We start from the raw sequence: 26,192 nt of genomic DNA, 5'->3' as shown, positions 1-26,192 counted from the left end.
TATCTCTAGGGCGATATCTCTGGGGCGATATCTCTGGGGCGATATCTCTGGGGCGATATCTCAGGACAATCCGGCGGGGTGCAATCATGGGCGTGCGGGCAGAATTTCGGGAGTATCGACGGGCATTTCGACGGCCGCTGATGACTGCCCACGGAGTCTGGAGCGAGCGGCGGGGAATTTTGGTGAAGCTGACGGACGCAGCGGGGCGGACGGGGTACGGCGAGATTGCGCCCCTGCCCTGGTTTGGCAGCGAAACGCTGGAGGCGGCGATCGCCCTCTGCCAGTCGCTTCCCGAATTCCTGGATCTGGCGGATATCCGGGCGATCGCCCCCACGCTGCCGGCGGGCCAGTTTGGGCTGGAATCTGCCTGGGACTCGCTGATGCAGCATGACCCCAGAAAGTCTGACCTGCCCGCCTGGGAGCCGCCCCACCTCAGCGCCCTGCTGCCTGCGGGAGAAGGGGCAATTTCTGCCTGGAAGCCGCTTTGGGACCGGGGACACCGCACCTTCAAGCAGAAAATCGGCGTGGGCGAGTTGGCCGCAGAACAGGCCGCATTTGCCGAACTGATCGGGCAGCTTCCGCCCAGGGCAAGGCTGCGGCTGGATGCCAACGGCGGGCTGGATTGGGACACGGCCTGCCGCTGGTTGGAGCAATGCGCGGCCCATCCCCAGGTAGAATTTTTGGAGCAGCCCCTCGCACCGTCCCAGCTTGACGCAATGCTGAAGCTGGCCGAGCGCTTTCCTACGCCCCTGGCGCTGGATGAGTCTGTCGCCACGCTGGCCCAGCTCCGCACCTGCTGGCAGCGGGGCTGGCGCGGGGTGGTGGTGATTAAAGCGGCGATCGCTGGGTTTCCCAGCCAGGTTCGCGCCTTTTGCCAGCAGCATCCGGTCGATCTCGTCTGGTCGTCTGCGCTGGAAACTGCCGTGGCCCGCCGCTACATCCAGGCGCATCTGGTGCAGCTAGAGCATTCGGGGAACCGACCCGACCGCGCTCTGGGCTATGGCGTGGCCCACTGGTTTTGCGACCCTGCGTTTGAGCAAGATTCCGCCGCCGCCCTATGGCAAACCCTGACTGCCTCCGCGATTGCCTAGCCGCCTGCCTGCATCGCCCCTGGCTGGTTGGCATCGAACCTGCCGCCTTTGCCCAGCAGGTTCAGATTCGCCAGACGGCGATTCGCGAAGCGATCTCTACGGGAATCACCCCAGCGCTGCGGAGCCCCATCGCCCACCCCCCAGCCCCCTGGGAAACGCGCCCCCCGGCAACGCTGCTGATTGCCGAACCCGACCCGCTGAACTTTCTGGCCAGCCTTTGTGCGGCCATTTTGTCGGAGTGCCTGGAGGGATGGGCGATCGCCCTCGGCAATCCCGCCTGGGGCGTGCAGGAATGGTATCAACTCCACCACCACCTGTCCCCTTTGGTCATTCTCACCCCCACCGCTCCCTATCCCGTGCTTCCTCTCGATCCGGTACAGGCTCCGGCTCTCCCTACTTCTGCGGGTGAGGGAAGAACGAAGAACAAAGAACGAAAAGGGAGGGCAGCACAGCCTCTGGATCTCCTCATTCCTACAGGCGGCTCCTCTGGCCAGCTTCGCTTTACTCACCACACGGGAGACACGCTTCTTGCCGCTGTCCGGGGCTTTCGCCAGTTTTTTCAGCCAGAACTCGCCAGTGGGCCGGTGAATTGCTGCTGTGTGCTGCCGCTGTATCACGTCAGCGGGCTGATGCAGGCGTTGCGGAGCGCGGTGTCGGGTGGGCAACTGGCGCTGCATTCCTTCAAGGCGCTGGAAGCAGGAGACTTTCCGGCGATCGCCCCCGAACACTTTTTCCTTTCTCTCGTGCCGACCCAACTCCAGCGGCTGCTCGACTCGCCAGCGGGCGCAGACTGGCTGCGACGGGTTCACACCATTCTGCTGGGGGGTGCGCCGGCCTGGGACGACCTGCTCATCCAAGCGCGGCAGCAGGGCCTCCGCCTCGCCCCCACCTACGGCATGACCGAAACTGCCTCGCAAATTGCCACCCAGCGGCCAGCGGAATTTCTGGCGGGGGAAACGGGCTGCGGGCGGGTGCTGCCCCATGCGCTGGTGGATATTGTGGACACAACCGGAACACCGCTGCCTGCCGGAGAAGTGGGGCGAATTCAAATTCGGGCGGCTTCGCTGGCGCAGGGCTATTGGGGAGCGCCGGATTTTGGCGGCCAGTTTGCGACCGATGATCTGGGCTGGCTGGATGGGGCAGGACGGCTGCACATTGCTGGCCGCAGCAGCGACAAGATTATCACGGGCGGCGAAAACGTGTTTCCCGCCGAGGTAGAGGCGGCGATTCGGGCGACGGGGCTGGTGCAGGATGTGGCAGTGGTGGGGGTGGGCGATCGCCACTGGGGGGAAGTGGTGACGGCGCTCTACGTTCCCGCCAATTCCCAGGTTTCCCCAACACGGCTGGAAGCTGCGCTGCAAGACAAGCTCAGCCGCTTCAAACAGCCCAAGCGCTGGATTGCCGCCGACGGGATTCCCCGCAGTGCCCAGGGCAAGCTCAACCGCCGCCAGCTTGCGGAATGGGTGCAAACCGCCCAGCCACCAGTCGGCGATGGGGGCTGCCAAAAAGACCTGCCATCTCCCGAAACTGCGCGAAATGCGTAAGTCCTGTTAAAGTTTTGGATGACGACAATCGTGCCTCAGTCCACCGAGGCATATACCTTGAGACAGGGGAGGAACGTCCATGAGCGGACGGCTGCTGCTGGTCGATGATGAACCTGGATTGCGCCAGGCTGTGCAGGCGTATCTGGAAGACAGCGGCTTTGTTGTAGAAGTCGCCAGCAACGCCCGCGAAGGCTGGGAAAAGGTTCAGCAGTTGTTACCCGATCTGGTCATTTCCGACATCATGATGCCCCAGGTCGATGGCTATCAGTTTCTCAAGCAACTGCGGGAAGATCCCCGCTTCGAGACGCTGCCCGTGGTGTTTTTGACGGCGCGAGGCATGACCTCCGACCGAATTCAGGGCTACAACGCGGGCTGCGATGCCTATTTGCCCAAGCCGTTTGACCCAGAAGAACTGGTGGCCATCGTATCCAGCCTGCTGGAGCGTCGATCGGCGATCGCCCGTGCGGGTGGCGACGATGAAAAGACCGACCTGGCCGACATCAAAGAGCAAATCGCCCAACTGCGGGCCATGCTGTCGCAAAAAGGGTCGATTGCCCAAACCCCCGCCCCGATTCACCTCGACTTTACGCCCCGCGAGCAGAGCGTCCTAGAACTGGTTGCTGAAGGGCTGATGAACAAAGAAATTGCTCGTCGCCTCGATACTAGCGTCCGCAATGTGGAGAAATACGTCAGCCGGTTGTTTAGCAAAACGGGCACCAATAGCCGCACGGAACTGGTGCGCTATGCCCTGGAGCATGGCTTGACAAAATGAGAGATGGAGAGCTTAGGGGAATTTGCTGAATTAAAGATTGCGAAATGTTGCTTTTCTTTAATTTAGCGACATCTTTCGTTTCACTCCTCAAGAGACTGTTATCTTCATTCTCTAATGATGTAATGGAGAAAACACCCATGCAGACTTCTAAGCACCTGGGCCAATCCCTTGGGTTTATGTTGCTTCTGGCGATCGCCTGTGCAGGCATGGTAGGACTGATGACATCCCAGGTCGGCGCTATGCCCTAGTGTGGGTGCCCGTGTTTCCTGAGAAGGGGTGTTTCTATTTGTAACCTAGTGCGTGTGACGCTAGTTCCAGATGTATTCCTGGATGGCAGTAGGCTCACGGATCTCTGGCGGGTTGGCGTAGTCAGCCATGCACTCGCAATGCACTCGCAATGCACTCGCAATGTACTTGCAATTTACGTACCAGCAATGTGCGTACTTGCAATGTACTGAGCAAAACGAGAATGCATTCCGACGCATGGCGATCGCCCCGCCCAGAGGTCTTTTTTTGCCATTTTCTCAAACCGCTCGAACAGAATGGGCCCCACCCGTCCTAGAGACGCATCTGGGCTGGCCGGGATGATGCTCATCATGACGCTCGAACAGAATGGGCCCACCCATCCTAGAGACGCTGCAACAGATCTAGCCCGTGGGTGTCGGTGCCGCAGGTATGCAGCAGACCCAGGCGATCGCCCAGTTGCCTCACTTCTTCGGTCTGGCGGGGGCTGGGCTGCCACGGTGAGGGGTTGTTGTAGGCGTAGTAGGTTTCGATGCCGTCAATGCCCAGGTCGGCAGCAGCGGGGATCAACTCTTGGGGCGATCGCTTATATCGTGCCGGGTGGGCCAGCACCGCCAGCCCGCCAGCCCGGTGAACCGCAGCAATGACCCGCCCGGCCTGTCGTGCGTCGCCGTCTACCGACTGCCCCTGCTGATAGACGTGCAAGTCTGGATGTGCCGGGTCAAAGGCATAGCAGAGGATATGCACTTCGTCCGCCAGCAGTTCCGCCGTGATCTCCATACCTGCCCACAAGCGGGGCAGCGGTCTAGACGCAGGATTCTCCGCGTCATCCACCCACGCTGGCTGGAGACTGCTCAGCCACCGCTGCGCCCGAAAATAGCCGCCCGTGGAATGGTGATCCGTAATCGCTAAGCCGGAAAGTCCAATGGCGATCGCCTGCTCCATGAGCTGCTCCGGCTGGAGTTTGCCATCCGAGCAAACCGTGTGCATATGAAAGTTGTAAAACCGGGGACAGCTTTCGGCTGTAATTGTTTGAAACACCTGCCGCAGCGATGCAGCATCCTGTGCCCCTGAGGACTGAGCATTCACCCCTTGGGTGAGACTAACCGCCATAGTCTGCGCTTCATGATGTTTTACATCCGCAATTCTAGGGTTTCTGCAAACTTATTGCCAACCAAGAAGCGATTGGGATGGGAGCAAACCGTTTTGCATCACGCAATTTGCTCCCTGCCTGTTTAATCTTACGGTGGCCCTTAATCCAGTGAATATCTTGGGGATGGTTACTGTGGGTGAGCTTATGTACTAACACGGGCGATCGCGCTAGGATGGACAAGCGTTGCAAATCGTTCTCAGCAGATTCTCTGAATCGCTCCGGTGAATTAGCCGTGCGCCCGTCTAGGAGCGGTAGAATGTTAAGAATGGTTTCGCCTGTGGTTTCGCCTGCCAGCCCCAGCCCCTATGCCTCAACGTGCCGACACTGCCAAGCGCCGGAAAAAAGTCGATTCTTCGGGCGAGTCTGCGAATGGGCACGCTCCGGTTTCCCAAGACCTGTCTGAGAACCTGTCTGGGAACCTGTCTGAATCGGCCAAACTGACGGCAATTCGCGAAGGGAGCGCTTCGGGAATCGCCCAGCCGGGTTCCGCTGCCAATCCCCAAAACACAATTCGGATTCGCGGCGCTCGTCAGCATAATCTGAAGAACGTGGATCTGGACTTGCCGCGCGATCGCCTGATCGTGTTTACGGGCGTGTCGGGGTCGGGCAAGTCGTCGCTGGCCTTTGACACGATCTTTGCCGAGGGGCAGCGCCGCTACGTAGAGTCGCTCAGCGCCTACGCCCGCCAGTTTCTCGGCCAAGTAGACAAGCCCGATGTAGACGCGATCGAGGGCCTCAGCCCTGCCATCTCCATTGACCAGAAATCCACCTCCCACAACCCGCGCTCCACAGTGGGAACCGTCACGGAAATTTACGACTATCTGCGGCTGCTCTATGGGCGGGCGGGAGAGCCGCATTGCCCCCAGTGCGATCGCTCCATTGCGCCGCAGACGATCGACCAGATGGTGGATCAGGTGATGACCCTGCCTGACCGCACCAAGTTCCAGATTCTCGCGCCCGTGGTGCGCGGCAAAAAGGGGACGCACAAGAAACTGCTGTCGGGGCTGGCGGCGGAGGGCTTCGTGCGAGTGCGCGTCGATGGCGAGGTACGCGAACTCAGCGACAATATCGAACTCGACAAAAACCAGTTCCACAACATTGAAATCGTCGTCGATCGCCTGATTAAAAAGGACAACATTCAAGAACGCCTGGTGGACTCGCTTTCGACCTGCCTGAAACGGTCAGAGGGCATCGCCATCATCGACGCGACGCTGCCGGACGTGGATAACGTCGTACAGTTTCCGACCAAGCCTGACCTGCAACTGCCCGTGCTGCCGGGGATGGCGGCGGAACCCGCGGGGCGCTATGGCGTGGATTTGGAACCAGACGCGCCCAAAAACCAGCTAGAACTGCTGTTTTCCGAAAACTTTGCTTGCCCGGAACACGGCGCGGTGATGGAGGAGCTGTCGCCTCGTCTGTTTTCCTTCAACTCGCCCTACGGAGCCTGTCCCCATTGCCACGGGCTGGGGTCGCTGCGGACTTTCTCGGCGGAACTGGTCGTTCCTGACCCAAGCCTGCCTGTGTACGCGGCGATCGCCCCTTGGTCAGAGCGCGACAACACCTACTACTTCTCGCTGCTCTACAGCGTCGGACAGGCGTTTGGCTTTGAAATCCAGACCCCCTGGGAAAAGCTGACCCCCGACCAGCAGCACGTCATTCTGCACGGCAGCGACGAGAAGATCTACATCGAGTCGGACTCGCGCTATCGAGACACCAAGGGCTATTACCGCAAGTATGAGGGCGTGCTGCCCATGCTCGATCGCCAGTATCGAGAGTCCACATCGGAGCAGTTCAAGCAAAAGCTGGAGCAATACCTGATCGACCAGCCCTGCGAGGTGTGCGGGGGCGATCGCCTCAAGCCAGAAGCCCTAGCCGTCCGCCTGGGGCAATATCGCCTGAAAGATCTGGCCAGTGTCTCAATTCGCGAATGCCTCAACCGGGTCAACCAGATGCAGCTAACGCCCCGGCAGGCGCAGATCGGCGACTTGGCGCTGAAGGAAATCCGGGCGCGGCTGCAATTTTTGCTGGATGTAGGGCTGGACTATCTGACGCTGGATCGCACGGCGATGACCCTTTCCGGCGGCGAGGCCCAGCGCATCCGCCTGGCCACACAAATCGGCTCTGGCCTGACGGGCGTGCTGTACGTCCTAGACGAACCCAGCATTGGGCTACACCAGCGCGATAACGATCGCCTCTTGCACACGCTCAACCGCCTGCGCGACCTGGGCAACACGCTGATCGTGGTGGAACACGACGAAGACACCATTCGCGCCGCCGATTACCTGGTGGACATTGGGCCCGGCGCAGGCGTTCATGGCGGCAACATCGTGGCCCACGGCTCGCTGCAAAACCTGCTGGAGGCAGAGGACTCGCTGACGGGTGCGTACCTGTCTGGGCGGCGCGTCATTCAAACGCCTGCGGAACGCCGCAAGGGCAATAGCCGCAGCCTCAAAATCCGCAATGCCCGCCGCAATAATCTAAAAAACCTAGATGTCGATATTCCGCTTGGAAAATTCGTCTGCGTCACGGGTGTCTCTGGCTCTGGCAAATCGACGCTGATTAACGAACTGCTCTATCCCGCGCTGCAACATCACTTTGGGCGTAAAGTCCCCCAGCCCAAGGAAATGGCGGAAATGCAGGGACTTGCTGCCCTCGACAAGGCGATCGTCATCGACCAGTCGCCTATTGGCCGCACGCCGCGCTCCAACCCTGCCACCTACACGGGCGTATTTGACGTAATTCGCGACCTGTTTGCCGAAACGATTGAGGCCAAGGCGCGGGGCTATAAGGCGGGACAGTTTTCCTTCAACGTCAAGGGCGGGCGCTGCGAGGCCTGCGGCGGGCAGGGCGTAAACGTGATTGAAATGAACTTCCTGCCGGATGTGTACGTGCAGTGTGAGGTGTGTAAGGGGGCCCGCTATAACCGGGAGACCCTGCAAGTGAAATACAAGGGCAAGTCGATTTCCGACGTGCTGAACATGACGGCAGAGGAGGCGCTGGAATACTTCGAGAATATTCCCAAAGCGTCGGCGAAGCTGCAAACGATGGTGGACGTGGGGCTGGGCTATGTGCGGCTGGGGCAGACCGCGCCAACGCTCTCGGGTGGCGAGGCGCAGCGGCTGAAGCTGGCAACGGAACTCTCGCGCCGCGCCACGGGCAAGACCCTTTATCTGATCGACGAACCCACGACCGGCCTCTCGTTCTACGATGTTCACAAGCTGCTGGACGTGCTGCAACGCTTGACGGACATGGGCAACACGGTGCTGGTCATTGAACACAACCTGGACGTGATCCGCTGCTGCGACTGGGTGATCGACCTGGGCCCAGAAGGCGGCGATCGCGGCGGTCAAATCATTGCGGTAGGCACACCGGAGCAGGTCGCCGAAGTCCCAGAATCCTACACAGGACAATATCTGAAAAAAGTGCTGGCGCAGCATCCACCTGTGAAGTAAGCGCCCGGTGAGAATCCTGGTGTGATTGCCTGGTTTCTTACTTTTCAGCTTTCTTACTTTTCAGTCGCAATAATGTGCAGATCAATGTGCTGCTGATGGATGCGTTTCATCAGCTTTTGAGTAAAGGAGCCTTTGATCAAACGCTTCCAGGCGGGCTGCTGGCTTTCGCCGATGACGATTTGGGTGATGTGATATTCGTCGGCAACCTGGGCGATCGCCTGCGGGACGTTTTGTTTGTCGATTCGCAAAAACGTTCCGTCAAACTCGCGACATAGGTTCTCGCAGGTTTCAATGTGCAGGGATTCTTCGCGGGTCAAAAAGCGATCGGGGTCTGCAACAAACACCACGTAAAGCGGCGCATTCATATAGTTCGCAATTCTTGCCCCTCGACGCAGCAGTTGCACAGAGTTTGGATAGGTCGAAACACAGACCAAAACTCGCTCGTGGATATTGCAGGACTGGCTATTTAACTCGCCATTGTTGGCTTCTTCCTCTACGGTGTCGGCCACTTCTCGCAGCGCCAGTTCCCGCAGCGCGATCAGGTTGCGACGCTGAAAGAAGTTTGCCAGAGATTGCTGGATTTTCTCTTGACCGTAAATCTTGCCGTCGCGCAGCCGTGCTTCCAGGGTTTCTGGCGTGACATCGATCAGCACAACGGCATCCGCTTCATCCAGCAGGCGATCGGGAATGCGCTCCCGCACCACCACACCCGTAATCCGGGCAATCAGGTCATTCAGGCTTTCGAGGTGCTGGATATTAACGGTGGAATAGACATCAATGCCAGCGTCTAGAATTTGTTCAACATCCTGGTATCGCTTTGGGTGACGTGAGCCAGGGACATTGGTATGGGCCAGTTCATCGATAAGGACGAGTTGGGGCGATCGCCCCAAAATTCCGTCGGTGTCCATTTCCTCCAGAACAGTGCCCTCATGGGATACGCGCAGCCGAAGAACCGTCTCCAGACCTTTCGCTCGTTCCGCTGTATCCCGCCGCCCGTGGGTTTCCAGAATGCCAATCACCACATCTACGCCTTCAGCCTTCAACTGATGCGCCTCTTCCAGCATTCGATAGGTCTTGCCAACACCGGGAGCCATGCCAATAAAGATTTTGTGCTTTCCTCGCTTGCTGTCAGGATAGCCGTACAGCCTGTCCGACGGCAAAGAAGAGTCGCCCTTTGGGTTGTACATGATGGGGGTTTGGAGGTCAGGTTTATAGGGCATCCAGCGCCAGATTCAGCTTCAGGACATTCACACCCGGTTCGCCGAAAATGCCCAGAAATCGACCGTCTGTGTTCTGCGCGATGAGAGGTTCTAGCTGGCTTGCGTTCACATTGCGAGCGGCGGCGACTCGCTGAAGTTGAGCCTGGGCCGATTCTAGACTGATGTGTGGGTCAAGGCTGGAGCCAGAGGTGTAGACCAGATCGGCTGTTGGCGGAAGCCCTGACTGTCTGAGCCAATCTACATCGCCCTGAATGCGCTCTAGCAACGCGGGATTGCTGGGGGCGAGGTTGCTGGCTCCAGAAACGCCCGTTTGCAAGACCGCAGCCGTGGCCTCGTCGTTGGGGTCGTTAGTGCTGTAGGCGCTGGTGCTGGGGCGGCTCCAAAAGTAGCGATCGCCCTCAAACGCTTGCCCAATTAGCGCAGAGCCGACGGGGGTTCCCTGAGCATTGGTGAGCAGGCTGCCATTTGCCTGGAATGGAAATACGACTTGTCCGATAGCAATCATCGCGAATGGATACAGGATGGCAGTGAGGAACCAGAGTGTAAGAGTGGCACGAACAGCGCGGAAAAATTCACGAGTCATTTTTTTGAATGAATAAGGAACCTTAGTGAAATAGATTTGAGAGACTTAAAGGATTCATCCGGGAATCGGCAGAGAGGCGGTATGTAATGTGCTAATCTGCATCAAAACTTTTCGGGTTGGAACATTACGGTGAACAGATAGATCGACAACGCGGCAATTACCAGACCCAGCAGGGCGATCGCATAAGATTGTCCCCGCGTCAGCGCATCGCCTGTAGCTGCCATAACGGCAGGCGCAAGCAGCAGTCCAGCGGTTAACAGCAAAAACAGAAATGTTGGAGTGCTACGATACATAGTTTCAACGTCATAGTTGTGCAACAACGAAACCGACCAATTGACCCAAAAACGAGACAACGGCTACGCCAGACCCACAGCAGAGATGAGCAGATCAATCACCTTGATGGCGATAAACGGAGCCACTACGCCGCCCAGCCCGTAGATCAGGATATTGCGACGCAGCAGTTGATCCGCTGTGAGGGGGCGAAACTCGACACCCTTCAGTGCCAGAGGAATCAGGGCAGGAATAATCAGAGCGTTGTAAATTAGGGCAGACAGCACAGCCGATTGCGGACTGAACAGTCCCATGATGTTGAGCCTGCCGATGCCGATGGCAGCAAAGAGGGCGGGAATGATTGCAAAATACTTCGCAACATCGTTTGCAATCGAAAAGGTGGTGAGTGCGCCACGGGTAATAAGCAACTGCTTGCCAATCGTCACAATGTCGATCAGCTTGGTGGGGTCAGAATCCAGGTCTACCATGTTGGCGGCTTCCTTAGCGGCTTGCGTGCCGGAATTCATGGCTACGCCGACGTTTGCCTGGGCCAAAGCAGGTGCGTCATTGGTTCCGTCTCCCGTCATCGCCACCAGTTTTCCCTGAGCTTGCTCAGCGCGAATCACGTCAATTTTGTCTTCGGGCGTGGCTTCGGCGATGAAGTCATCTACGCCTGCTTCGGCTGCAATGACTGATGCTGTAATTCGATTATCGCCCGTGAGCATGATCGTGCGAATTCCCATCCGGCGCAGTTGATCAAAACGTTCTCGAATCCCGGTTTTAATGATGTCTTTGAGATAGATCACGCCCATCACGTCGCTATCCTGACAGACGGCCAGCGGCGTTCCGCCCAGACGCGACACTCGTTCATAGGCCGCATCCAGATCTGCCTGAGTTTGCCCACCGCGCGATCGCACAAACCCTTTGATGGCATCGACTGCGCCTTTACGAACCTCGGTGCCATCAGGCAAGTTGGTGCCGCTCATGCGGGTGCGGGCTGAGAACTCAATTCCTTCGGCGCGATCGCGCTGAAAATTGACCCGTGCGCCCAGTTCTTCTGCCAATCGCACGATCGACTTGCCCTCCGGCGTTTCGTCGAACACACTGGCCGCCAGCGCCACCTCCGCCACCTCTGCCAGCGTGTGCCCATTCACCGGAATGAACTCCTCCGCCAGACGGTTTCCCAGCGTGATTGTACCGGTCTTGTCCAGCACCAGCGTATTTACGTCGCCGCAGGCTTCTACTGCGCGTCCAGAGGTGGCAATTACGTTGAACTGTGCCACCCGATCCATCCCAGCAATACCGATGGCGCTGAGCAGTCCGCCGATGGTGGTGGGAATCAGCGCCACCAGCAGCGCAATCAGCACGGCAATGCTCACGGGAGATTGCACGTATTGGGCGATGGGGGGAAGCGTGGCGATCGCCACCAAAAACACCTGGGTCAACACGGCCAGCAGCACCGTCAGCGCAATTTCGTTCGGAGTCTTGCTGCGTTCTGCGCCTTCTACCAGCGCAATCATCCGGTCGATAAAGCCCTTGCCGGGGTAGGCTGTGATGCGAATCAGCAGCTCGTCGGAAATGATGCGCGTGCCGCCCGTGACGGAGCTGGCGATGTCCGTACCCGGTTGCTTCAGCACAGGAGCCGACTCGCCCGTAATGGCCGACTCATCCACCGACGCGATGCCGCCGATCACCTCGCCATCCGCCGGAATCACGTCGCCCGCCACCACGCGAATCTGGTCGCCCCGCTGGAGCCGAGTGGAGCTTACTTCTTCGACAGAACCATCAGATAAGATACGATGGGCGATCGCATCAGTTTTTGTCGCCCGCAGCGCATCTGCCTGCGCCTTGCCGCGCCCCTCAGCCACCGCCTCGGCAAAGTTGGCAAACCAGACTGTGAAAAATAAAATTAGCGTAATCAGCCCGTTAAAAAATCGCTGATTTTCTCCTGATACCGTGCCAAATAGATTCGGATTGAGCGTGAGCAGCGCTGTGATAATCGTGCCGACCCACACCACAAACATCACCGGGTTGCGAATCATGATGCGCGGATCGAGCTTCACAAACGCCTGCTGAATTGCCCGCGAATAGAGTCCGCTCATTTCAGCTTTGGGCGTGTGCCTCCGCTGTTCTCGAAGCTTTGTAGAAGATGCCATATGGTAGGGTTTGGGGGTTAGGGGTTAGGTTCAATTACTATGCGCCTGAGGCAATTTGAAAAGCTTCTGCGACTGGCCCCAGCGCCAAAACAGGAAAGAAAGTGAGTGCGCCAAGAATCAGGATCACGCCCGCAGTGACGCTAGTGAATAAGACCGTATCGGTTCGCAGCGTGCCTGCGTTTTCAGGGACAGCTTGCTTGCGAGAAAGCCCGTCTGCCAGCAATAGCAGCGCCACAATCGGCACGTAGCGACCCAGCAGCAAACTGACGCTGGCGCTCAGGTTCCACCACAATGTGTCATCGTCCAGTCCCTCAAAGCCGGAACCATTGTTTGCCGCCGCTGAGGCATACTCATAGATCACCTGAGATACGCCGTGAAACCCAGGATTACTAATGCCAGAGAGTATGTCTGGGAACGCTAGCGTGATAGCAGCAGGAAGCAAAATAGCAAAGGGATGAACCAGTAAAATGACGCTGGCAAGCACAATCTCTTGCTTCTCGATTTTGCGTCCTAAGAATTCTGGCGTACGCCCCACCATTAACCCTGTGAGGAACACCGCGAGAATCAGGTATACAAACAAATAAGCTGTCCCGGTGCCCTGACCGCCCCAGACAATTTGCAGGAACATATTAAACAATGTAGAAAAGCCGCCCGCAGGCATTAGCGAATCGTGCATACCATTCACCGCGCCGCACATGGTGCCTGTGGTCATAACTGCCCAGAGCGTGGTTTGCGCCCAGCCAAAGCGGACTTCCTTTCCTTCCAGATTGGGGGCAGTGCTGCCGAGCAGCCCGTTGATGGCTGGGTTGCCTTGATATTCGCCGACAGCGGTCAGGATAATTAACCCGACGAAAATGGAAAACACCATCCAGAAGATAAGCCATGCTTGCTTAAGGTTATGGGCAAAGGCTCCATAGGTGAAGATGAGTGCGGTGGGAATGCTCATCATGAGCAGCATTTCCAGCAAGTTGGTAAACCCGTTGGGGTTTTCAAACGGATGGGCAGAGTTAATGCTAAAGAAGCCGCCGCCATTTTCGCCAAGTTCTTTGATCGCCTCGAAGTGAGCGACTGGACCACGGGCGATCGCCTGCTGTGCCCCTTCTAAAGTCGTTACGACCTCTGGACCTGCAAGAGTTTCTGGAACCCCTGCCAACAGGAGCAATAGTCCGCTAACTATAGAAATCGGCAGCAGAATACGAGTAATCGACCGAATCAAATCTGCATAGAAATTGCCCAGCGATCGCCCGGTTAGCCCGCGAATGAAGGCGATCGCCACGGCTAGCCCCGTCGCCGCTGAGGTAAACATGAGGAAGCCCAGCGCCCAGACTTGGCTGGCATAGCTGTAGGTGGTTTCACCAGAATAATGCTGCTGGTTGGTATTGGTGACAAAGGAAATCGCCGTGTGCAGCGCCAGATCCCAACTGGGTGCGCCCAGTCCCGTTGGGTTGAGCGGCAGCACTCCTTGCAGTATGAAGATCAAAAATACCCAGATGCCCATAGCAAGGTTGCTCCACAGCACTGCGCGGGCATATTGCCAGCCCGTCATATCCGCTCGCTTGCGGAGACCGCTGAGGTTGTAAATCATGTTCTCGATGGGGTGCATCACGGGGTCGAGTAGTGATGGATGGTAGGTATATACCCGCGCCATATATGCCCCAAAGAACGGGGCGATCGCCACCATCAGGGCGAGGGTTAGCGCGATTTGAAAAAAACCTTGTGACATGAACTCGCCTATTCCTTGAAGCGTGACTTCGGCTTGTCTTAGTGTGTGACGAAAGCTGTTCTCAAACCATTCCACAGGCGGTATAAGTTTCTGTTTAGAAGTCGCAGCAAACTCGCAGTCTGTTTAGACGGCTCTATACCTCGTGATATAGCCGAGAGAGAACGCCTGCGTGCTTTGGAGCAGGCAAGGCAAAATAGGAAAGATTCAGAATGAGATTGTGGTGAATGCCAAAGTCAGATATCGCACAGCGTGACCGGGATTTGTCGATTCGGAGCTTGATTATTGGGCTATTTGCGATCGCCCTGGTGCTGGAGTACATTACGCCGCCAGAGTTTGTCTTTGGCTATTTCTACATCGGCGGGATTTTGCTAGCCAGCGCTCGCCTCAGCCGTCGAGAACTAGGCTGGGTGACGGCTACGGCGATCGCGCTAACCCTCTCAAACGTGTGGTTTCCCCATGAACAGCCATGGTCAATCACAATCTTGCTGAATCGCATTATCGCGGCGCTGGCGCTGGGAATTACGGGCTGGCTCAGCGATCGCATCCGCCGGAGTGAAGAGGCGATCGCCCAACAGCGGGCACAGCTTCAGGCGCAGGCGCAGCTTGCAAAACTGCGAGAAGACCTGGCCGCAACGCTAACCCATGACCTGAGAACGCCGCTACTGGGGGCGATCGAAACCCTCAGCGGACTGGAGCAAGAATATTTCGGCCCGCTGTCGCCTGCCCAGCAGAAGGTTTTATCCACGATGAAGCGCAGCCATCAAACCAGCCTCAAACTAGTTGAGACGCTGCTGGATATCTACCGCAACGACGCAGAAGGCTTGTCGCTGCAACTGGCTCCGGTAGACCTGACCGCACTGACCGAAATGGTGGCAGGCGAACTCAGCGGACTGGCCGCCAGCCGCCAGGTCTATCTAGCAATTCGCCATAGCGAGTCCGATTTTCGGCGATCGCTCTGGGTGAATGGCGATGTGTTTCAGCTACAGCGCGTGCTGACTAATTTGCTGAGCAATGCGGTGAACCATTCTCGCCGGGGCGATCGCGTGGAAATCTTGCTCGAATCCCAATCTGCTCACCATCTGGTGAAAGTGCTAGACAGTGGCGCAGGGCTGCGGTTGGAGGAGCTTCCCCACCTGTTTGAGCGATTTTTTCAGGGACAGAGCGATCGCCAATCCAAAGGTGCTGGGCTGGGACTCTACCTCTCTCGCCAGATCATCACCGCGCACGGCGGTACAATTTGGGCAGAGAATTGCGATCCGGCGGGTGCGCTATTTGCCTTCCGCTTACCCGCCTATCCGATGCCGCCTGCAATGTGATAAACCCAGTGATGACCAAGCCGCTACGCCTGCTGCTCGTCGAAGATGATGAACTGTTTCGCCTGGGGTTGCAGGTGCGATTGCGGCAAGAGGCAGGAATCGAGATTGCAGCCGAAGCGGAGGATGGCGAAACGGCGATCGCCCTGGCGCAGCAGCACCCTCTGGACGTGGTTTTGCTGGACATCGGGCTACCCGGTTTGGGGGGTCTGGAAACCTGCCGCCAGCTAAAGCAAGTTGCCCCAACCCTGCCCATCCTGGTGCTGACTTCTCAATCTCAAAAGACTCTGATTCCTCAAATCATCGAAGCAGGCGCTCAGGGCTATTGTCTCAAGGGTATCGGAGCCGAGACGCTGGTGTTGGCCCTGCGCTCTGTGGCGGCGGGTGCGTCCTGGTGGGATGCCGCTGCAACAGCAGAAATTCGCACTGCCCTTGATCTTCGCGCTGCGCCTTCTGCGGCTGTGCAATCGGGGGCCGCCTCTGCCCCGCCTCTGCCCTCGACGGTTGGGTTGACTCAACGCGAACTGGAAATTCTCTCGCTAATGTCTAAGGGAAAGAACAATCAGGAAATTGCGGCTACGCTTTACATCACGCCGGGAACCGTGCGCGTCCATGTTCACTCGATTTTGCAAAAGCTAGAAGTGCGCGATCGCACTCAGGCCGTATTAGCCGCGATTCAACAACACCTGGTCTAATGCAAAATTGCTGGTACAAGGTTAGTTCTGTTACTCTGCGGTTCTGTTACTCTACGAATTTCAGCACCTTGACCTGCGGTTCTGGAAGTTCGGCATACTGCGTCGCCTTTTGCTCAAGTTTGGAAAGCTGCCCCAGGGCAAGGCTACAGGGCATTCCATATTTGGCCTGGACGCGATCGCTGGCAATGTGCAGCGCGGTGCGCGATCGCTCCAAAAAGTCTGCTAAAGGATAAACCTGATCTGGGGTAAAGTAGTCCTTAATGACTAGGGACGGCGAATAGCAAAGCTCCTGGGAGCCGTCTGGCCACTCAATCTGAAAACGAAGCTCTGGCATTGGCAAAGGGTCAGGGGTGAGAAGGGGGAAATTTGGAGGCTGGGCTGAAGCGGCCGGTCGAGCGATCGAGCTAGGCATTCGGCATCTCTCCTATCGTATTCGTACCGCATTCATCTGCTTCTATCTGTATCGCGGAGTTCAGGGAACAGACTGATACACCCGACTCGACACACTTCAGCTTCCCCGAATCCACTCCGTTACGCCGCCGGGTTTGTCGATGAGCGTGATGCCCTGGGCTTTTAGCTCGTCTCGAATGCGATCGCCCTCGGCCCAGTTTTTCGCCTGTTTTGCCGCCGCCCGCTGCTGCACCAGCGCTTCGATATCTGCATCGCTGAGTCCATCGGGTGCTGGTGCTGCGTCTGGCGAAACGGTCAGCCCCAGCACCTCCGCCAGCGCCACCAGCGTTTGCCATTGGGCTTGCAGTGCAGCCGGATCTGCCAGGGTTTTGCCGTCGTGGGTGAGGCGATTGCCCTCTTTTTGCAACTCTTTGGCCAGTTCAAACAGCACCGCCAGCGCCACGGGCGTATTCAGGTCGTCGTCCATCGCCACCTGAAAGCGCTGCACGGCCTCGCTTGCGGTCGCAATTGGTGGGGCTGGGGGGGCATTGAGCGCAGTGGGTTCTCCCTGGCCAAATCCCAGTGCCGCGCCGTGCCGATAGCCAAACCGCAGCCCCTCCGTCAGCGTGTCCCAGGCGTTTTGGGCAGAGGCGATCGCCTCTTCGGTAAAGTCAATCGGCTTGCGATACTGCGCTTGCAGCACAAACAGCCGCAGCACCATCGGGTCAAAGCCGCTCTCTAGCATCTGGCGAATGGTGGTGAAGTTGCCCAGCGACTTCGACATTTTTTCGCCGCTGATATTCACAAAGCCGTTGTGCAGCCAGAAGCGCGACAGGGGTTTGGCCAGCGCCGCCTCCGACTGGGCGATCTCGTTTTCATGGTGCGGAAAGATTAGGTCTTGCCCGCCCGTGTGGATGTCGATGCTGTCGCCCAGTTCCTCGCGCACCATCACCGAGCATTCGATATGCCAGCCGGGTCGTCCCTTGCCCCAGGGCGAATCCCACTCCGGCTCACCGGGCTTTGCCGCCTTCCACAGGGCAAAATCTAGGGGATGGTGCTTTTTCGCCGCTTCCTCATCGACGCGGCCGCTGGCCCCGGCTTCCATCTGGTCGAGCCTGCGCCCCGACAGTTTGCCGTAGCTGGGAAATTTTTCGACAGCGTAGTATACGTCGCCGCCGGATTCGTAGGCATAGCCGCGATCGATTAGCGACTGGATGAACTCGACGATCTGCGGCACAACTTCGGTGGCCTTGGGATATACATCGGCGCGGCGGATGTTCAGCCGATCCATGTCGTCCAGGTATGCCTGGATATAGGTTTCGGTGATGACGTTCCAGGGCACGTTTTCCTGGTGCGATCGCCGGATGATTTTGTCGTCAATGTCGGTGAAATTTTGCACGTATTTCACCGCGTAGCCGCGCCACAGCAGATAGCGCCGCAGCGTGTCCCAGGCGATATAGTTCCGCGCATGGCCCACATGCGAATAGTCGTACACCGTCACGCCACAGGCATACATCTTGACCACGCCGGATTCCAACGGCTCAAACGGCTCGACTCGTCGCGTCAGGGTGTTATACAAACGGAGAGGCATGGAAGGCTTTATTCGCAGGACATCTAAACCATCAAATTGTATTGCAGATAGAGCCGCGCTTGAGCCAAAGGCTGAGAACCTGCTACGGTGCAATTGGTGTGGATGTTGGATTGTTAGGGCGTGTTTTAAAACCCTTTGACCCCCCCTAGCCCCCCTTAAAAAGGGGGGAACTGAGCCGAGCCACTCCGGAAGTCCACCTTAATAAGGGGGATTTAGGGGGATCGACTCAAAGCAGTCAACGACCTAGAAAGGTTTAAGGCACTGCCTAGCTAGTTGGTGCGGGGCTTCTGGCAGTTCATTCTGAGTGCCACTTAGCTAGCGCAGGTACATCTTTGGGAGAAGGGGCTGGGGGATGAGGGCAACCTTGCAGAACTGGGATGTGCCCGTCAGCGCCGCTTGGAAGAGCCGCTTGGAAGAATTGATCCAAGGCTTGTATCCAAAGCTTGTATTGAGTTTTCAGCTAGGACTTATGAACCAGATGTCTATGAGCCAAATCTTTCTGGCGATCGCCTCTATTCTCGGCGGGCTGTCTGTGGCTGCTGGAGCCTTCGGGTCCCACGCGCTGCGGCCCAAACTGAGCGATCGCATGTTGGAAATTTTTGAAACGGGCACGCGCTATCAGATGTATCACGCGCTGGCGCTGCTGTTGGTGGGGCTATTGCTGCTGCGGGCCGAGGCGGGGCTAGGCTGGCTGAACGCGGCGGGATGGGCGTTTGTTGCGGGAACGCTGATCTTTTCTGGCAGCCTCTACGCCCTCAGCCTCAGCGGTGTGAAAGTGCTGGGAGCCGTCGCGCCAATTGGGGGTACTGCGCTGATGGTGGGCTGGGGCTGCTTGGCGATCGCCGCCCTCAGCTTAAAGTAGAACCCGCGCTGCAAAGCTCAGACAAGCTCAGGGGCGAACCGCAGAAATTGCGCCCTGGAAGCGTCGGGCTGCGTCCGTCATTCCCGCATAGTTCACAATTGGCTCTTCCACAATTAGCTCATTGGGAAACACGAACTCTGCGGTTTCGTAATATTGTTCTGTCCACTCGGCCCGTTGGGACATCTGATCCATATAGCCAACGAAGTGGCCCACCAGGAAATACACCGCGACCAGCGCCGCTGCTGCCATCGACACCAAAAAGCCCGCCAGCATCAGCGAAAACTCTTTACGGTCAAGCGCTTCTTGCATGAGGTGCAGTGCCCATGCCACCAGCGCTACGACGATGAACAGGATAAAGATCATTCTTATAGGAATGTAACGTTTTGTAATATTTCACATTGTAACAGTTCCTCAGAAAAGTGTCTCTAAAGGCAATCTAGAGATTTGGAATGATTGGTATCGAGTTGTACAGGATGCGCCGATTCGATTACCCCCTGACGGTTACCTGGTTCTCCCGCAAATACTGCTTGATCTCTGCGACAGTAAGCTGGCCGTAGTGTAGCAGGGAAGCCAGCAGCGCCGCTTCTGCCTTGCCCTCGGTCAGCGCTTCATGAATGTGGGCGCAGGTGCCCGCTCCGCCGGAGGCGATAACTGGAATCTGAACCTGTTCGGCGATCGCCCGCGTCAGTTCCAGGTCATAGCCCGCCTGCGTGCCGTCTGCATCCATGCTGGTCACCAGCAGTTCCCCCGCGCCGCGCTGTTCCACGTCCTTGGCCCAGGTGAGCGCATCCAGCCCCGTATTCTCTCGCCCGCCGCGCACGTAGACATCCCAGCCAGGATTGTCGGGATCGGTTCGCCGTCGCGCATCGATGGCGACGACGATGCACTGATTGCCAAAGCGATCGCTCGCCCGGTTGATAAACTCTGGGTCGCGCACGGCTGAGGAATTGATGCTCACCTTATCGGCTCCTGCCCGCAGCAGTTGCTTGATGGTGTCTAGGGAGCTAATGCCGCCGCCCACCGTCAGCGGAATAAACACCTGCTCCGCCGTGCGATACACCACGTCATAGATAATGTTGCGGTCTTCGTGGGTGGCAGTGATGTCTAGAAACACAAGCTCATCTGCTCCGGCATCGTTGTAGACCTGCGCCAGTTCCACGGGGTCGCCCGCATCCCGCAGGTTGACAAAGTTCACCCCTTTCACCACGCGCCCCGCCTTCACATCCAGGCAAGGCAAGATTCGTTTTGCCAGCATTGCGATCGCCTATTGAAGAGTCCACAAAAATTCAGCAAACATTCGACGAAATTTCTCTGCCCAAACTTCAACCCCGCACTGGTCTGAGAAAAAGCGCCACCAAGTCACCACAATATCGCTTAAATGGGGCGCAATACAGCGCAATAGACTGATACACTGGCTAATTGTTTGCCGATCGTTGAGTGTCGAGATGCAAATTGGTCAAAAGGTTCGGGTTCGTCGGTTGCGCGATCGCACGGGTCAAGCCGTCGTGAAGCACCTGGGGCAAGTGGGCGAGGTTCAGGATTTCAAAATGACAGATGGCAGCGGTGTCGGGGTCGTTGTGCAGTTTGATGACAAGTTTTCCACCTGGTTTTTTGAAGACGAGCTAGAGGTCGTTTCTTAGGGAGACGCATGAGTTTCATCCTGACGTTTTTGGGCAAAGGCGGAACCGGACGGACGACCGTGGCGATCGCCGCTGCAAAGCAATTCGCGTTGCAGGGTCAGCGGACGCTGCTGGTGGGACAAGACCCCGGCCCCGCCTTTGGTCTGCTGCTGGGCGCATCCGTCAGCGCAACGCCCCAGGAGATTGACGCAAATTTGAGCGCTGTCCACCTGCAATCTACCGCGCTGATGGAGTCCAGTTGGGAGGAACTCAAGCGTCAGGAAGCGCAGTACCTCCGCACGCCGATTCTCAAAGCGGTCTACGGTCAGGAGTTGGGCATCCTGCCGGGAATGGACGGGGCGCTAGCGCTGAATGCCCTGCGGGAATTTGACGGAAGCGGCAAGTATGAGGTCATCGTGTACGACGGCGCGGGGGACTTGTCTACGCTGCGGATGCTGGGGATGCCGGAAATTGCCACCTGGTATTTCCGCCGTTTCCGCAAGGTGGTGGCGGATTCTGACCTGTGGAAAGCAGTGTCGCCCTTTGTGCAGCCCGTTGCCGCTGCGGTGCTAAATGTGAACTGGTCGGGCGATTTGTTTGACCAACCCGCGATGCAGCAGAGCAATAATCTCATGGAGCGGGGCAAAGCGGCGGTCAATGATCCCAGCCGTGTTGCTGCCTACTTGGTGACGACGCAGGATGCGGCGGCGATCGCCACTGCCAAGTATCTCTGGGGCAGCGCCCAGCAGGTGGGGCTGACCGTGGGCGGCGTGATTCTCAATCAGTCGTCTGACGGGAGTGCAATCGCCCCAGAGTTTGCGCCGCTCCCGGTGACTGCGTTGCCAAACTATCCGGGGCAAGACTGGCAGCCTTTGATCGAGGCCCTGCCCGACTTTACCCAGGCTGCTCAGGCTCCCAGGGCGATCGCCGTGAATATTGCCGAGCGCAAAGTCGCCCTCTTCCTCCCCGGCTTCGACAAAACCCAGGTCAAGCTCATCCAATCTGGTCCGGAAGTCACCGTCGAAGCAGGCGACCAGCGCCGCAACATTTCCCTGCCGCCCGAACTCAGCGGCCGCCAGGTGACGGGCGCAAAGTTCCAGGACAGCTTCCTGATTATTTCGTTTTAGAACAGAGTTAGCCTATCTATTTTCCGGGGAACCCTATCCATAAATGGTCACTCGTACCATGTCGCTCTTTATATGCATAGCACGTAACTAAATATGGAACAGGTAGGAACTGTCAAATATCTTCGCAAGGATGATGGGCGCAAAGGATATGGATTTATTATCCCAGTATCTCCAATTCCTGGCTATGATAAGGACGTTGTGTTTTTTGAAGATGATTTAAAGGACACAAATTTTGGGCTGCTAGAAAAGGGGGAAAAACTTAGGTTCTGTCTAGAGCAGATAGTAAACAAGCAATCTGGTGAATTAGTATGGGTTGCTCGCCAAATATACAGAGATAGGGGTGAAGTACCATCCTCAGTTTCTACACCTGTTCTTAAAAACACTGTTCCTACTGCGGAAATTTCAACTTCCAATCCCCCCTCATTCAAAGCTTTAATAGAGAAATTTAATGAAGCTTGTGGGCTGATGGAACATATCAGAGACAGTGACGATTTTGAAGATGCTGTTTTTGCCTTGTTCCGTCTGCTTGGAATTCATGCTGTATATCAGTATCCCAGAGAAGCGCAGGCAGGGCGTGCTGATGGCTTTTTCATTCTGAAAAATTTAGCCGTTATGTACGATTGCACTTTGAGAGATTCTTTTGAGGAATATAAAAAGGATCAGATCGAGAATTACATCAATAAGTTGAGAAATAAATCTCAACTGACGATTGAACCAAGGCGATCTGATGGTGGGCAAGCGTCAAAAGAGCTTGAAATTCAAGGTAAATCTCGTCAAGTGTGGATCATTACGCGAGGCTCCACTCGCGAAATTCGAGATTACGATGGGATTAAAGTCAAAGAAGTCGCTATTAAGGACTTAATTGAGATTGCTGTGAAGCGTTGCAAGCAACTCAATTATGATGAAGAGGTGCTTTTCAATGAGCTTCTTATGTTGGGGACTAAGCCTCTTCTGTTGGGTGTGTAAGTGCGTCTAATACTCAGCTTATCTAGCGAAGTTGCCGATAGACTGGCAATTCGGGTGTGGCAGGATGACCGAGTTCGTTTGGGTAAGAGACAAAGATTTTGGCAACTGCTACCCCATATCGTTAGAGCCTTGTACAACGGCGCGCTGCAAGCACCCTGCGGCATAAACAAAAGCTCTCGCAGGCCCCAAACCTGCAAGAACCTCTGTTATTGCTCTGGTTATTTACTTTTGCTCCGGCAACATACACTTGTCGCTGTCGCATCCGGCGGGGCCCGCTTCCACCAGTTCCCCAGAGTCGTAGCGGGCTAGGGCTGCGTAGAAGTCACCCGTTCGCTGGCGCTCCTGCACCTCGCGCTGGAGCTTCAGGTATGTGGCGCGATCGATCTTCTCGAAGGGCAGCCGGGGGAAGGGCGCGTTGAACCGGGCTAGCAGGGCAGCGCTAATGTAGCCCTGATCCTGGGCGATCGCCCCATAAATGGCCTGGGCCAGCGGCTCGATCTCGTCTTCGTTTAGCTCGATGGTGGCACTGGTGTTGTGCGCCGTGTAGTGCTGCTGCACCTGCATGTAGAAATCGAACTGGGCCAGGGCGCTGAATTTCTCAATTTCGATTTCGTCGGCTCCGGGCAGGTTGGCCCAGGGAACCTCGACGGGAATTTCCACCAGCCATTCGGTGCAGCGCGGGTCAAACGGGTCGTTCAGCAGGTTGCCGTCGTCGTCTTTGTCGGATTGTGACGGCACGATGCTGTAGCCGTAGTCGAGGCAGGCCAGCGCTACGGGATCATTTTTGCGGAAGGTGATGCGGCGGATGAAGCGCTGGGCCTTGGGCGGGTGCCAGCCGGGAGATGCGCCCGTCAGCAGGGATTTTGTGCCCGCAGGCTGGACGGTGGTGCAGCGGTTGGGGCGGCGAAGCTGGTGGCGATCGCAGTAGTCCCACACCACGCGATGCACAATCTCTTTCCAGTAGCTCAGGTATTGCCGCTCCTTCTCCTTAAACTCTAGCCCTTTCAACGTGTCGGGGCGGCCCTGGGCCCACCAGCGCAGCCACTCCACGCCAAACGCCTGCACAAAGAAGTCAAATAGCCCGGTGAAGGACACGCCCACGATTGGGTCTTCTTCTCGCGACTGCTGATAGCGCGGCTCGGTAAAGCGGTGGTTAAGCAGCGCTGCAACGGAGAGCGCTCCGGCAGTGAAGGCATCTTCTTGCTGTTGGAAATCAAACGGATCGAGCTGATTCAGGTGAACTTCCGCCAAGTTGCAGTGGAAGTTTTCGCCAATGATTTCTCCACAGTTGTGGGCAACCAACCCGTTAGCATCGAAGCAGGCCGGGCCGGGCACGGTGCAGTCATACACTGCTTCTGTCCCGTCTGCTTCCAGCGCAGCGACCGTCACCGCAAACCGCTCACGGTTAAGCTGACGCTTGTAGCCCTTGAGCGCCTCCTCCAGCTTTTGGGCTTTTCGGGGTTCCTGAAACCCGACCAACTGCTGGAACTGGTGTAAGTTGTCTTTGGCAATGACCAATTCGTGCTGGGCTTTGCAGGCGTAGGGCGCAGGTTGGCGATCGCGATCGGGCAGCAGACGATAGCCAGCAGAACGGCGATTTTCGTACAGAGTCGCAATGATGCCGAGTCGAGCCAGCATCCGCTGCACTGCTTTCAGGGTGTTCAGATTACTCTGCGCCAGCCGCACACTGACTCCTTTAATCTGATCGCCTTGGACGCTGCCATCGGCATCAAATAGCCCCCGCAGAAAGCCTCGATGAAATTCGCAGCTTGTGGCTTCCAAAGCAGCAGTCATCTGCTTTTGTCCTGGCTTCATGCCAAACTGGGCCGCGAGTTTCGCCAGTCCGGTGGAGTTAATCACCCGGTGCTTAAGCTGGGCGTGATAATGAGCTTCGGGCGTTATCGGTTCATAGCCAACGGCGATCTTCAGAAGCTGGATTGCGTGCTGGCTCATCTCTGCTTGCGATTCTTGCCAGTAGCGCAGCACGGCGGTGTCATTCCACTGGGTTGTGGACAGGCTGCCGTCGCCCAGCAGGTTGCCCAAAAGCCAGCCCTCTTCCCAGGCTCCTGCACCATCCCACGGGTTAAGGTCGCGGTGGTTGTGCAACAAAATGCGATCGCCCGGTTGCAGGTCTTCTGCCGCAACCCATTCGGTGTATTGCGCCTTCTGGGTCTGGGCAGTGACCTTGAGCAATCGATGGTTGCCCGTCAGCCGCAGCGCAAAGCCCTCCTGGGTGGAAAGTTTGAATACAGGCTTCGTGCCAGAGTAGAAAAATCCCTCTGGTGTAGTGCTGAATAGCTCACCGTTGACATAGGTGCTGTGCTGCTTGCCGATCAGGTCTTTGACCTGGCGCGGCCCGTCGCCTGTGTGAACCCAGGTTTCGGCAGTCACACAGGGATTTAATCCATAGCGGCCCTTGCCCTGGGCCCGACGTTCCGCTTCTCCCGCCCACTGGATCGCGCCTTCACCGGAGTAGTATTGCTTGCGAACGGCATCGGTGCATTCCTCCAGCGTCGGCTTGCGGTGAAAGACGCGGGTGTGGTTCGCCATGCGGAGCGCGTCGCGTTCGGGGTCGATGCGCCAGTTGCCCTCAGCATCCTGCATCCAGAGGTTGTCCTTGGCCGTTTTGGCCAACTCATCCTCACTGTCGAACTGGCGCATCCCGGCAGAGCGGCGGATGTTTCCGGCAACAACGCAGGCGGCAGCCTCGTCGATTAGCAGGCAGCACTCGATGGAGTTGAGCTGGCGGCCGAGGGCTTTGTTCAAAATCGCCGCACACCGTTCATAAAGCTGGGGCAGCCGGATGGGATTTGCCACGCCGCCAAAGCCCTTCAGCCGTTCGCCCGCCGGACGCACGTCGCTGAGGTCGATAGTGATGGTGACTTCGCCGTTAAACCGCTCGTCGGTGGAGAGTTCCAGCACGGTTTGATAGGACTTGACCCAGCCCTGGCGACTGTCGCCCACGCGAATCGAGACGCGATCGCCCTCCCAAGTCACCGTCGTTTCACCCTGCCGCTGCTCCGCCGGGGTGCTGCCGATTTCGCCCTGCATGATGATGTAGAGGCGGTTGCGAATGGCGGGCAGTTGGTTGATGTACTTTGGCTCCAGCACCGCACCCGTGCCGCAGCCCATCATGGCCAGATCCATCATCAGCCCAAAGGCTCGCCAATCGACGACATTCGTGCTGGTGCAGTTGTAGGCTCCCGAAAAGTTTTCTGGCTTCTCAATCCATTCGGTTCCCCCCACCCAGAGCCAGCGTCCAGAGGGTAGGCTTTTGACTTGCGACTGCATTCGGGCAATTAAAGCCGCTTCTTCATCCGTCAGATTGCCCAGCTTAATTAATCCCTGGAGGGTGCGATCGCAGACCTCATCCCAGGTTTCTCGGACACTTCCAACTTTTTCAACCCGGCGGCTATAGGTTC

At 57.2% G+C, this 26,192-nt stretch carries 21 protein-coding genes and 1 pseudogene; 10 read left to right on the top strand and 12 right to left on the bottom strand.

The genetic code is table 11. The features are described 5' to 3' along the window. Positions 1 to 86: 86 nt before the first annotated feature. The 3 genes from IGS51_RS21970 (at position 87) to IGS51_RS21960 (ending at position 3,407) form a co-directional block, all read left to right on the top strand. Positions 87 to 1,091: an o-succinylbenzoate synthase gene (locus IGS51_RS21970; protein ID WP_297081004.1), complete on the top strand. Its 1,005-nt coding sequence runs from the start codon at positions 87 to 89 to the stop codon at positions 1,089 to 1,091. Beyond that, entirely contained in the window at positions 1,058 to 2,635 is a 1,578-nt protein-coding gene (locus IGS51_RS21965; protein WP_297081002.1) for an AMP-binding protein, read from the top strand. The genes IGS51_RS21970 and IGS51_RS21965 overlap by 34 nt, the downstream gene beginning before the upstream one ends. 79 nt (positions 2,636 to 2,714) lie before the next feature. Continuing rightward, positions 2,715 to 3,407 carry a response regulator transcription factor gene (locus IGS51_RS21960; protein ID WP_297081000.1) on the top strand — a complete coding sequence of 231 codons (693 nt, stop codon included), beginning with the start codon at positions 2,715 to 2,717 and terminating at the stop codon, positions 3,405 to 3,407. A 421-nt stretch (positions 3,408 to 3,828) separates the two neighbouring features. Here the strand turns inward: IGS51_RS21960 and IGS51_RS21955 are convergent, their stop codons facing one another. Together IGS51_RS21955 and IGS51_RS21950 are read right to left on the bottom strand one after the other, a co-directional pair. After that, complete coding sequence (locus IGS51_RS21955) at positions 3,829 to 4,005, bottom strand: hypothetical protein (protein WP_297080998.1); 177 nt, start codon at positions 4,003 to 4,005, stop codon at positions 3,829 to 3,831. Between the two features lie 29 nt (positions 4,006 to 4,034). Continuing rightward, a complete protein-coding gene (locus IGS51_RS21950; RefSeq protein WP_297080996.1) occupies positions 4,035 to 4,763 on the bottom strand; it encodes a PHP domain-containing protein in 729 nt (242 codons plus the stop codon). A 345-nt stretch (positions 4,764 to 5,108) separates the two neighbouring features. Between IGS51_RS21950 and uvrA the strand changes: the two genes are divergently transcribed. Then, positions 5,109 to 8,255: an excinuclease ABC subunit UvrA gene (uvrA, locus tag IGS51_RS21945; protein WP_297080993.1), complete on the top strand. Its 3,147-nt coding sequence runs from the start codon at positions 5,109 to 5,111 to the stop codon at positions 8,253 to 8,255. A gap of 53 nt (positions 8,256 to 8,308) precedes the next feature. Here the strand turns inward: uvrA and IGS51_RS21940 are convergent, their stop codons facing one another. The 5 genes from IGS51_RS21940 to kdpA all read right to left on the bottom strand — a co-directional run bounded on the left by IGS51_RS21940 (position 8,309) and on the right by kdpA (position 14,207). Continuing rightward, positions 8,309 to 9,442, bottom strand: coding sequence for a sensor histidine kinase KdpD (locus IGS51_RS21940; protein WP_367279415.1), 1,134 nt, complete (start codon positions 9,440 to 9,442; stop codon positions 8,309 to 8,311). 22 nt (positions 9,443 to 9,464) lie between these two features. Continuing rightward, positions 9,465 to 10,058 (bottom strand): K(+)-transporting ATPase subunit C, encoded by a 594-nt coding sequence (gene kdpC / locus IGS51_RS21935; protein ID WP_297080989.1) that lies wholly within the window; start codon positions 10,056 to 10,058, stop codon positions 9,465 to 9,467. A 101-nt stretch (positions 10,059 to 10,159) separates the two neighbouring features. After that, positions 10,160 to 10,351, bottom strand: a complete 192-nt coding sequence (locus tag IGS51_RS21930; RefSeq protein WP_297080988.1) for a potassium-transporting ATPase subunit F — start codon at positions 10,349 to 10,351, stop codon at positions 10,160 to 10,162. A 63-nt stretch (positions 10,352 to 10,414) separates the two neighbouring features. Then, positions 10,415 to 12,484 carry a potassium-transporting ATPase subunit KdpB gene (kdpB, locus tag IGS51_RS21925; protein ID WP_297080986.1) on the bottom strand — a complete coding sequence of 690 codons (2,070 nt, stop codon included), beginning with the start codon at positions 12,482 to 12,484 and terminating at the stop codon, positions 10,415 to 10,417. A 37-nt stretch (positions 12,485 to 12,521) separates the two neighbouring features. Further along, the gene (gene kdpA / locus IGS51_RS21920) at positions 12,522 to 14,207 is read right to left on the bottom strand and encodes a potassium-transporting ATPase subunit KdpA (RefSeq protein WP_297080985.1); all 1,686 of its coding nucleotides are present in this window, start codon (positions 14,205 to 14,207) and stop codon (positions 12,522 to 12,524) included. A 224-nt stretch (positions 14,208 to 14,431) separates the two neighbouring features. Here kdpA and IGS51_RS21915 point away from each other — a divergent pair, with 224 nt between their 5' ends. After that, positions 14,432 to 15,523: a sensor histidine kinase KdpD gene (locus IGS51_RS21915; RefSeq protein WP_297080983.1), complete on the top strand. Its 1,092-nt coding sequence runs from the start codon at positions 14,432 to 14,434 to the stop codon at positions 15,521 to 15,523. 8 nt (positions 15,524 to 15,531) lie between these two features. Continuing rightward, a complete protein-coding gene (locus IGS51_RS21910) occupies positions 15,532 to 16,215 on the top strand; it encodes a response regulator (RefSeq protein WP_367279414.1) in 684 nt (227 codons plus the stop codon). Between the two features lie 46 nt (positions 16,216 to 16,261). Here IGS51_RS21910 and IGS51_RS21905 read toward each other — a convergent pair whose 3' ends face one another. Together IGS51_RS21905 and cysS are read right to left on the bottom strand one after the other, a co-directional pair. Then, the gene (locus IGS51_RS21905) at positions 16,262 to 16,549 is read right to left on the bottom strand and encodes an MSMEG_0570 family nitrogen starvation response protein (RefSeq protein WP_172354386.1); all 288 of its coding nucleotides are present in this window, start codon (positions 16,547 to 16,549) and stop codon (positions 16,262 to 16,264) included. 174 nt (positions 16,550 to 16,723) lie between these two features. Beyond that, on the bottom strand, positions 16,724 to 18,196 hold the full coding sequence (cysS, locus tag IGS51_RS21900; protein ID WP_297080978.1) for a cysteine--tRNA ligase: 1,473 nt from the start codon (positions 18,194 to 18,196) through the stop codon (positions 16,724 to 16,726). Between the two features lie 484 nt (positions 18,197 to 18,680). Between cysS and IGS51_RS21895 the strand changes: the two genes are divergently transcribed. Next, entirely contained in the window at positions 18,681 to 19,058 is a 378-nt protein-coding gene (locus IGS51_RS21895; RefSeq protein ID WP_172354381.1) for a DUF423 domain-containing protein, read from the top strand. Between the two features lie 177 nt (positions 19,059 to 19,235). Here the strand turns inward: IGS51_RS21895 and IGS51_RS22495 are convergent. Next, a pseudogene (locus tag IGS51_RS22495) lies at positions 19,236 to 19,421 on the bottom strand (hypothetical protein); the annotation flags it as partial. A gap of 124 nt (positions 19,422 to 19,545) precedes the next feature. Then, on the bottom strand, positions 19,546 to 20,313 hold the full coding sequence (hisF, locus tag IGS51_RS21885) for an imidazole glycerol phosphate synthase subunit HisF (protein ID WP_297080974.1): 768 nt from the start codon (positions 20,311 to 20,313) through the stop codon (positions 19,546 to 19,548). A 190-nt stretch (positions 20,314 to 20,503) separates the two neighbouring features. Here hisF and IGS51_RS21880 point away from each other — a divergent pair, with 190 nt between their 5' ends. The 3 genes from IGS51_RS21880 (at position 20,504) to IGS51_RS21870 (ending at position 22,770) form a co-directional block, all read left to right on the top strand. Next, complete coding sequence (locus tag IGS51_RS21880; RefSeq protein ID WP_172354379.1) at positions 20,504 to 20,698, top strand: DUF2862 domain-containing protein; 195 nt, start codon at positions 20,504 to 20,506, stop codon at positions 20,696 to 20,698. Positions 20,699 to 20,706: 8 nt separating this feature from the next. After that, a complete protein-coding gene (locus tag IGS51_RS21875) occupies positions 20,707 to 21,804 on the top strand; it encodes an ArsA family ATPase (RefSeq protein WP_297080972.1) in 1,098 nt (365 codons plus the stop codon). 93 nt (positions 21,805 to 21,897) lie between these two features. Then, complete coding sequence (locus IGS51_RS21870) at positions 21,898 to 22,770, top strand: hypothetical protein (RefSeq protein ID WP_297080970.1); 873 nt, start codon at positions 21,898 to 21,900, stop codon at positions 22,768 to 22,770. Between the two features lie 222 nt (positions 22,771 to 22,992). On the opposite strand, the gene nrdJ is transcribed toward IGS51_RS21870, so the two are convergent. Further along, a partial coding sequence (gene nrdJ, locus IGS51_RS21865; RefSeq protein WP_297080968.1) for a ribonucleoside-triphosphate reductase, adenosylcobalamin-dependent occupies positions 22,993 to 26,192 on the bottom strand: 3,200 nt, incomplete at its 5' end.

The organism is Thermoleptolyngbya sp. M55_K2018_002, assembly GCF_015295965.1.
Taxonomy (GTDB): Bacteria; Cyanobacteriota; Cyanobacteriia; order Elainellales; family Elainellaceae; genus Thermoleptolyngbya; species Thermoleptolyngbya sichuanensis.
Note: the sequence above shows the minus strand (reverse complement) of the source record. Positions and strands in the feature narration are given on the sequence as shown.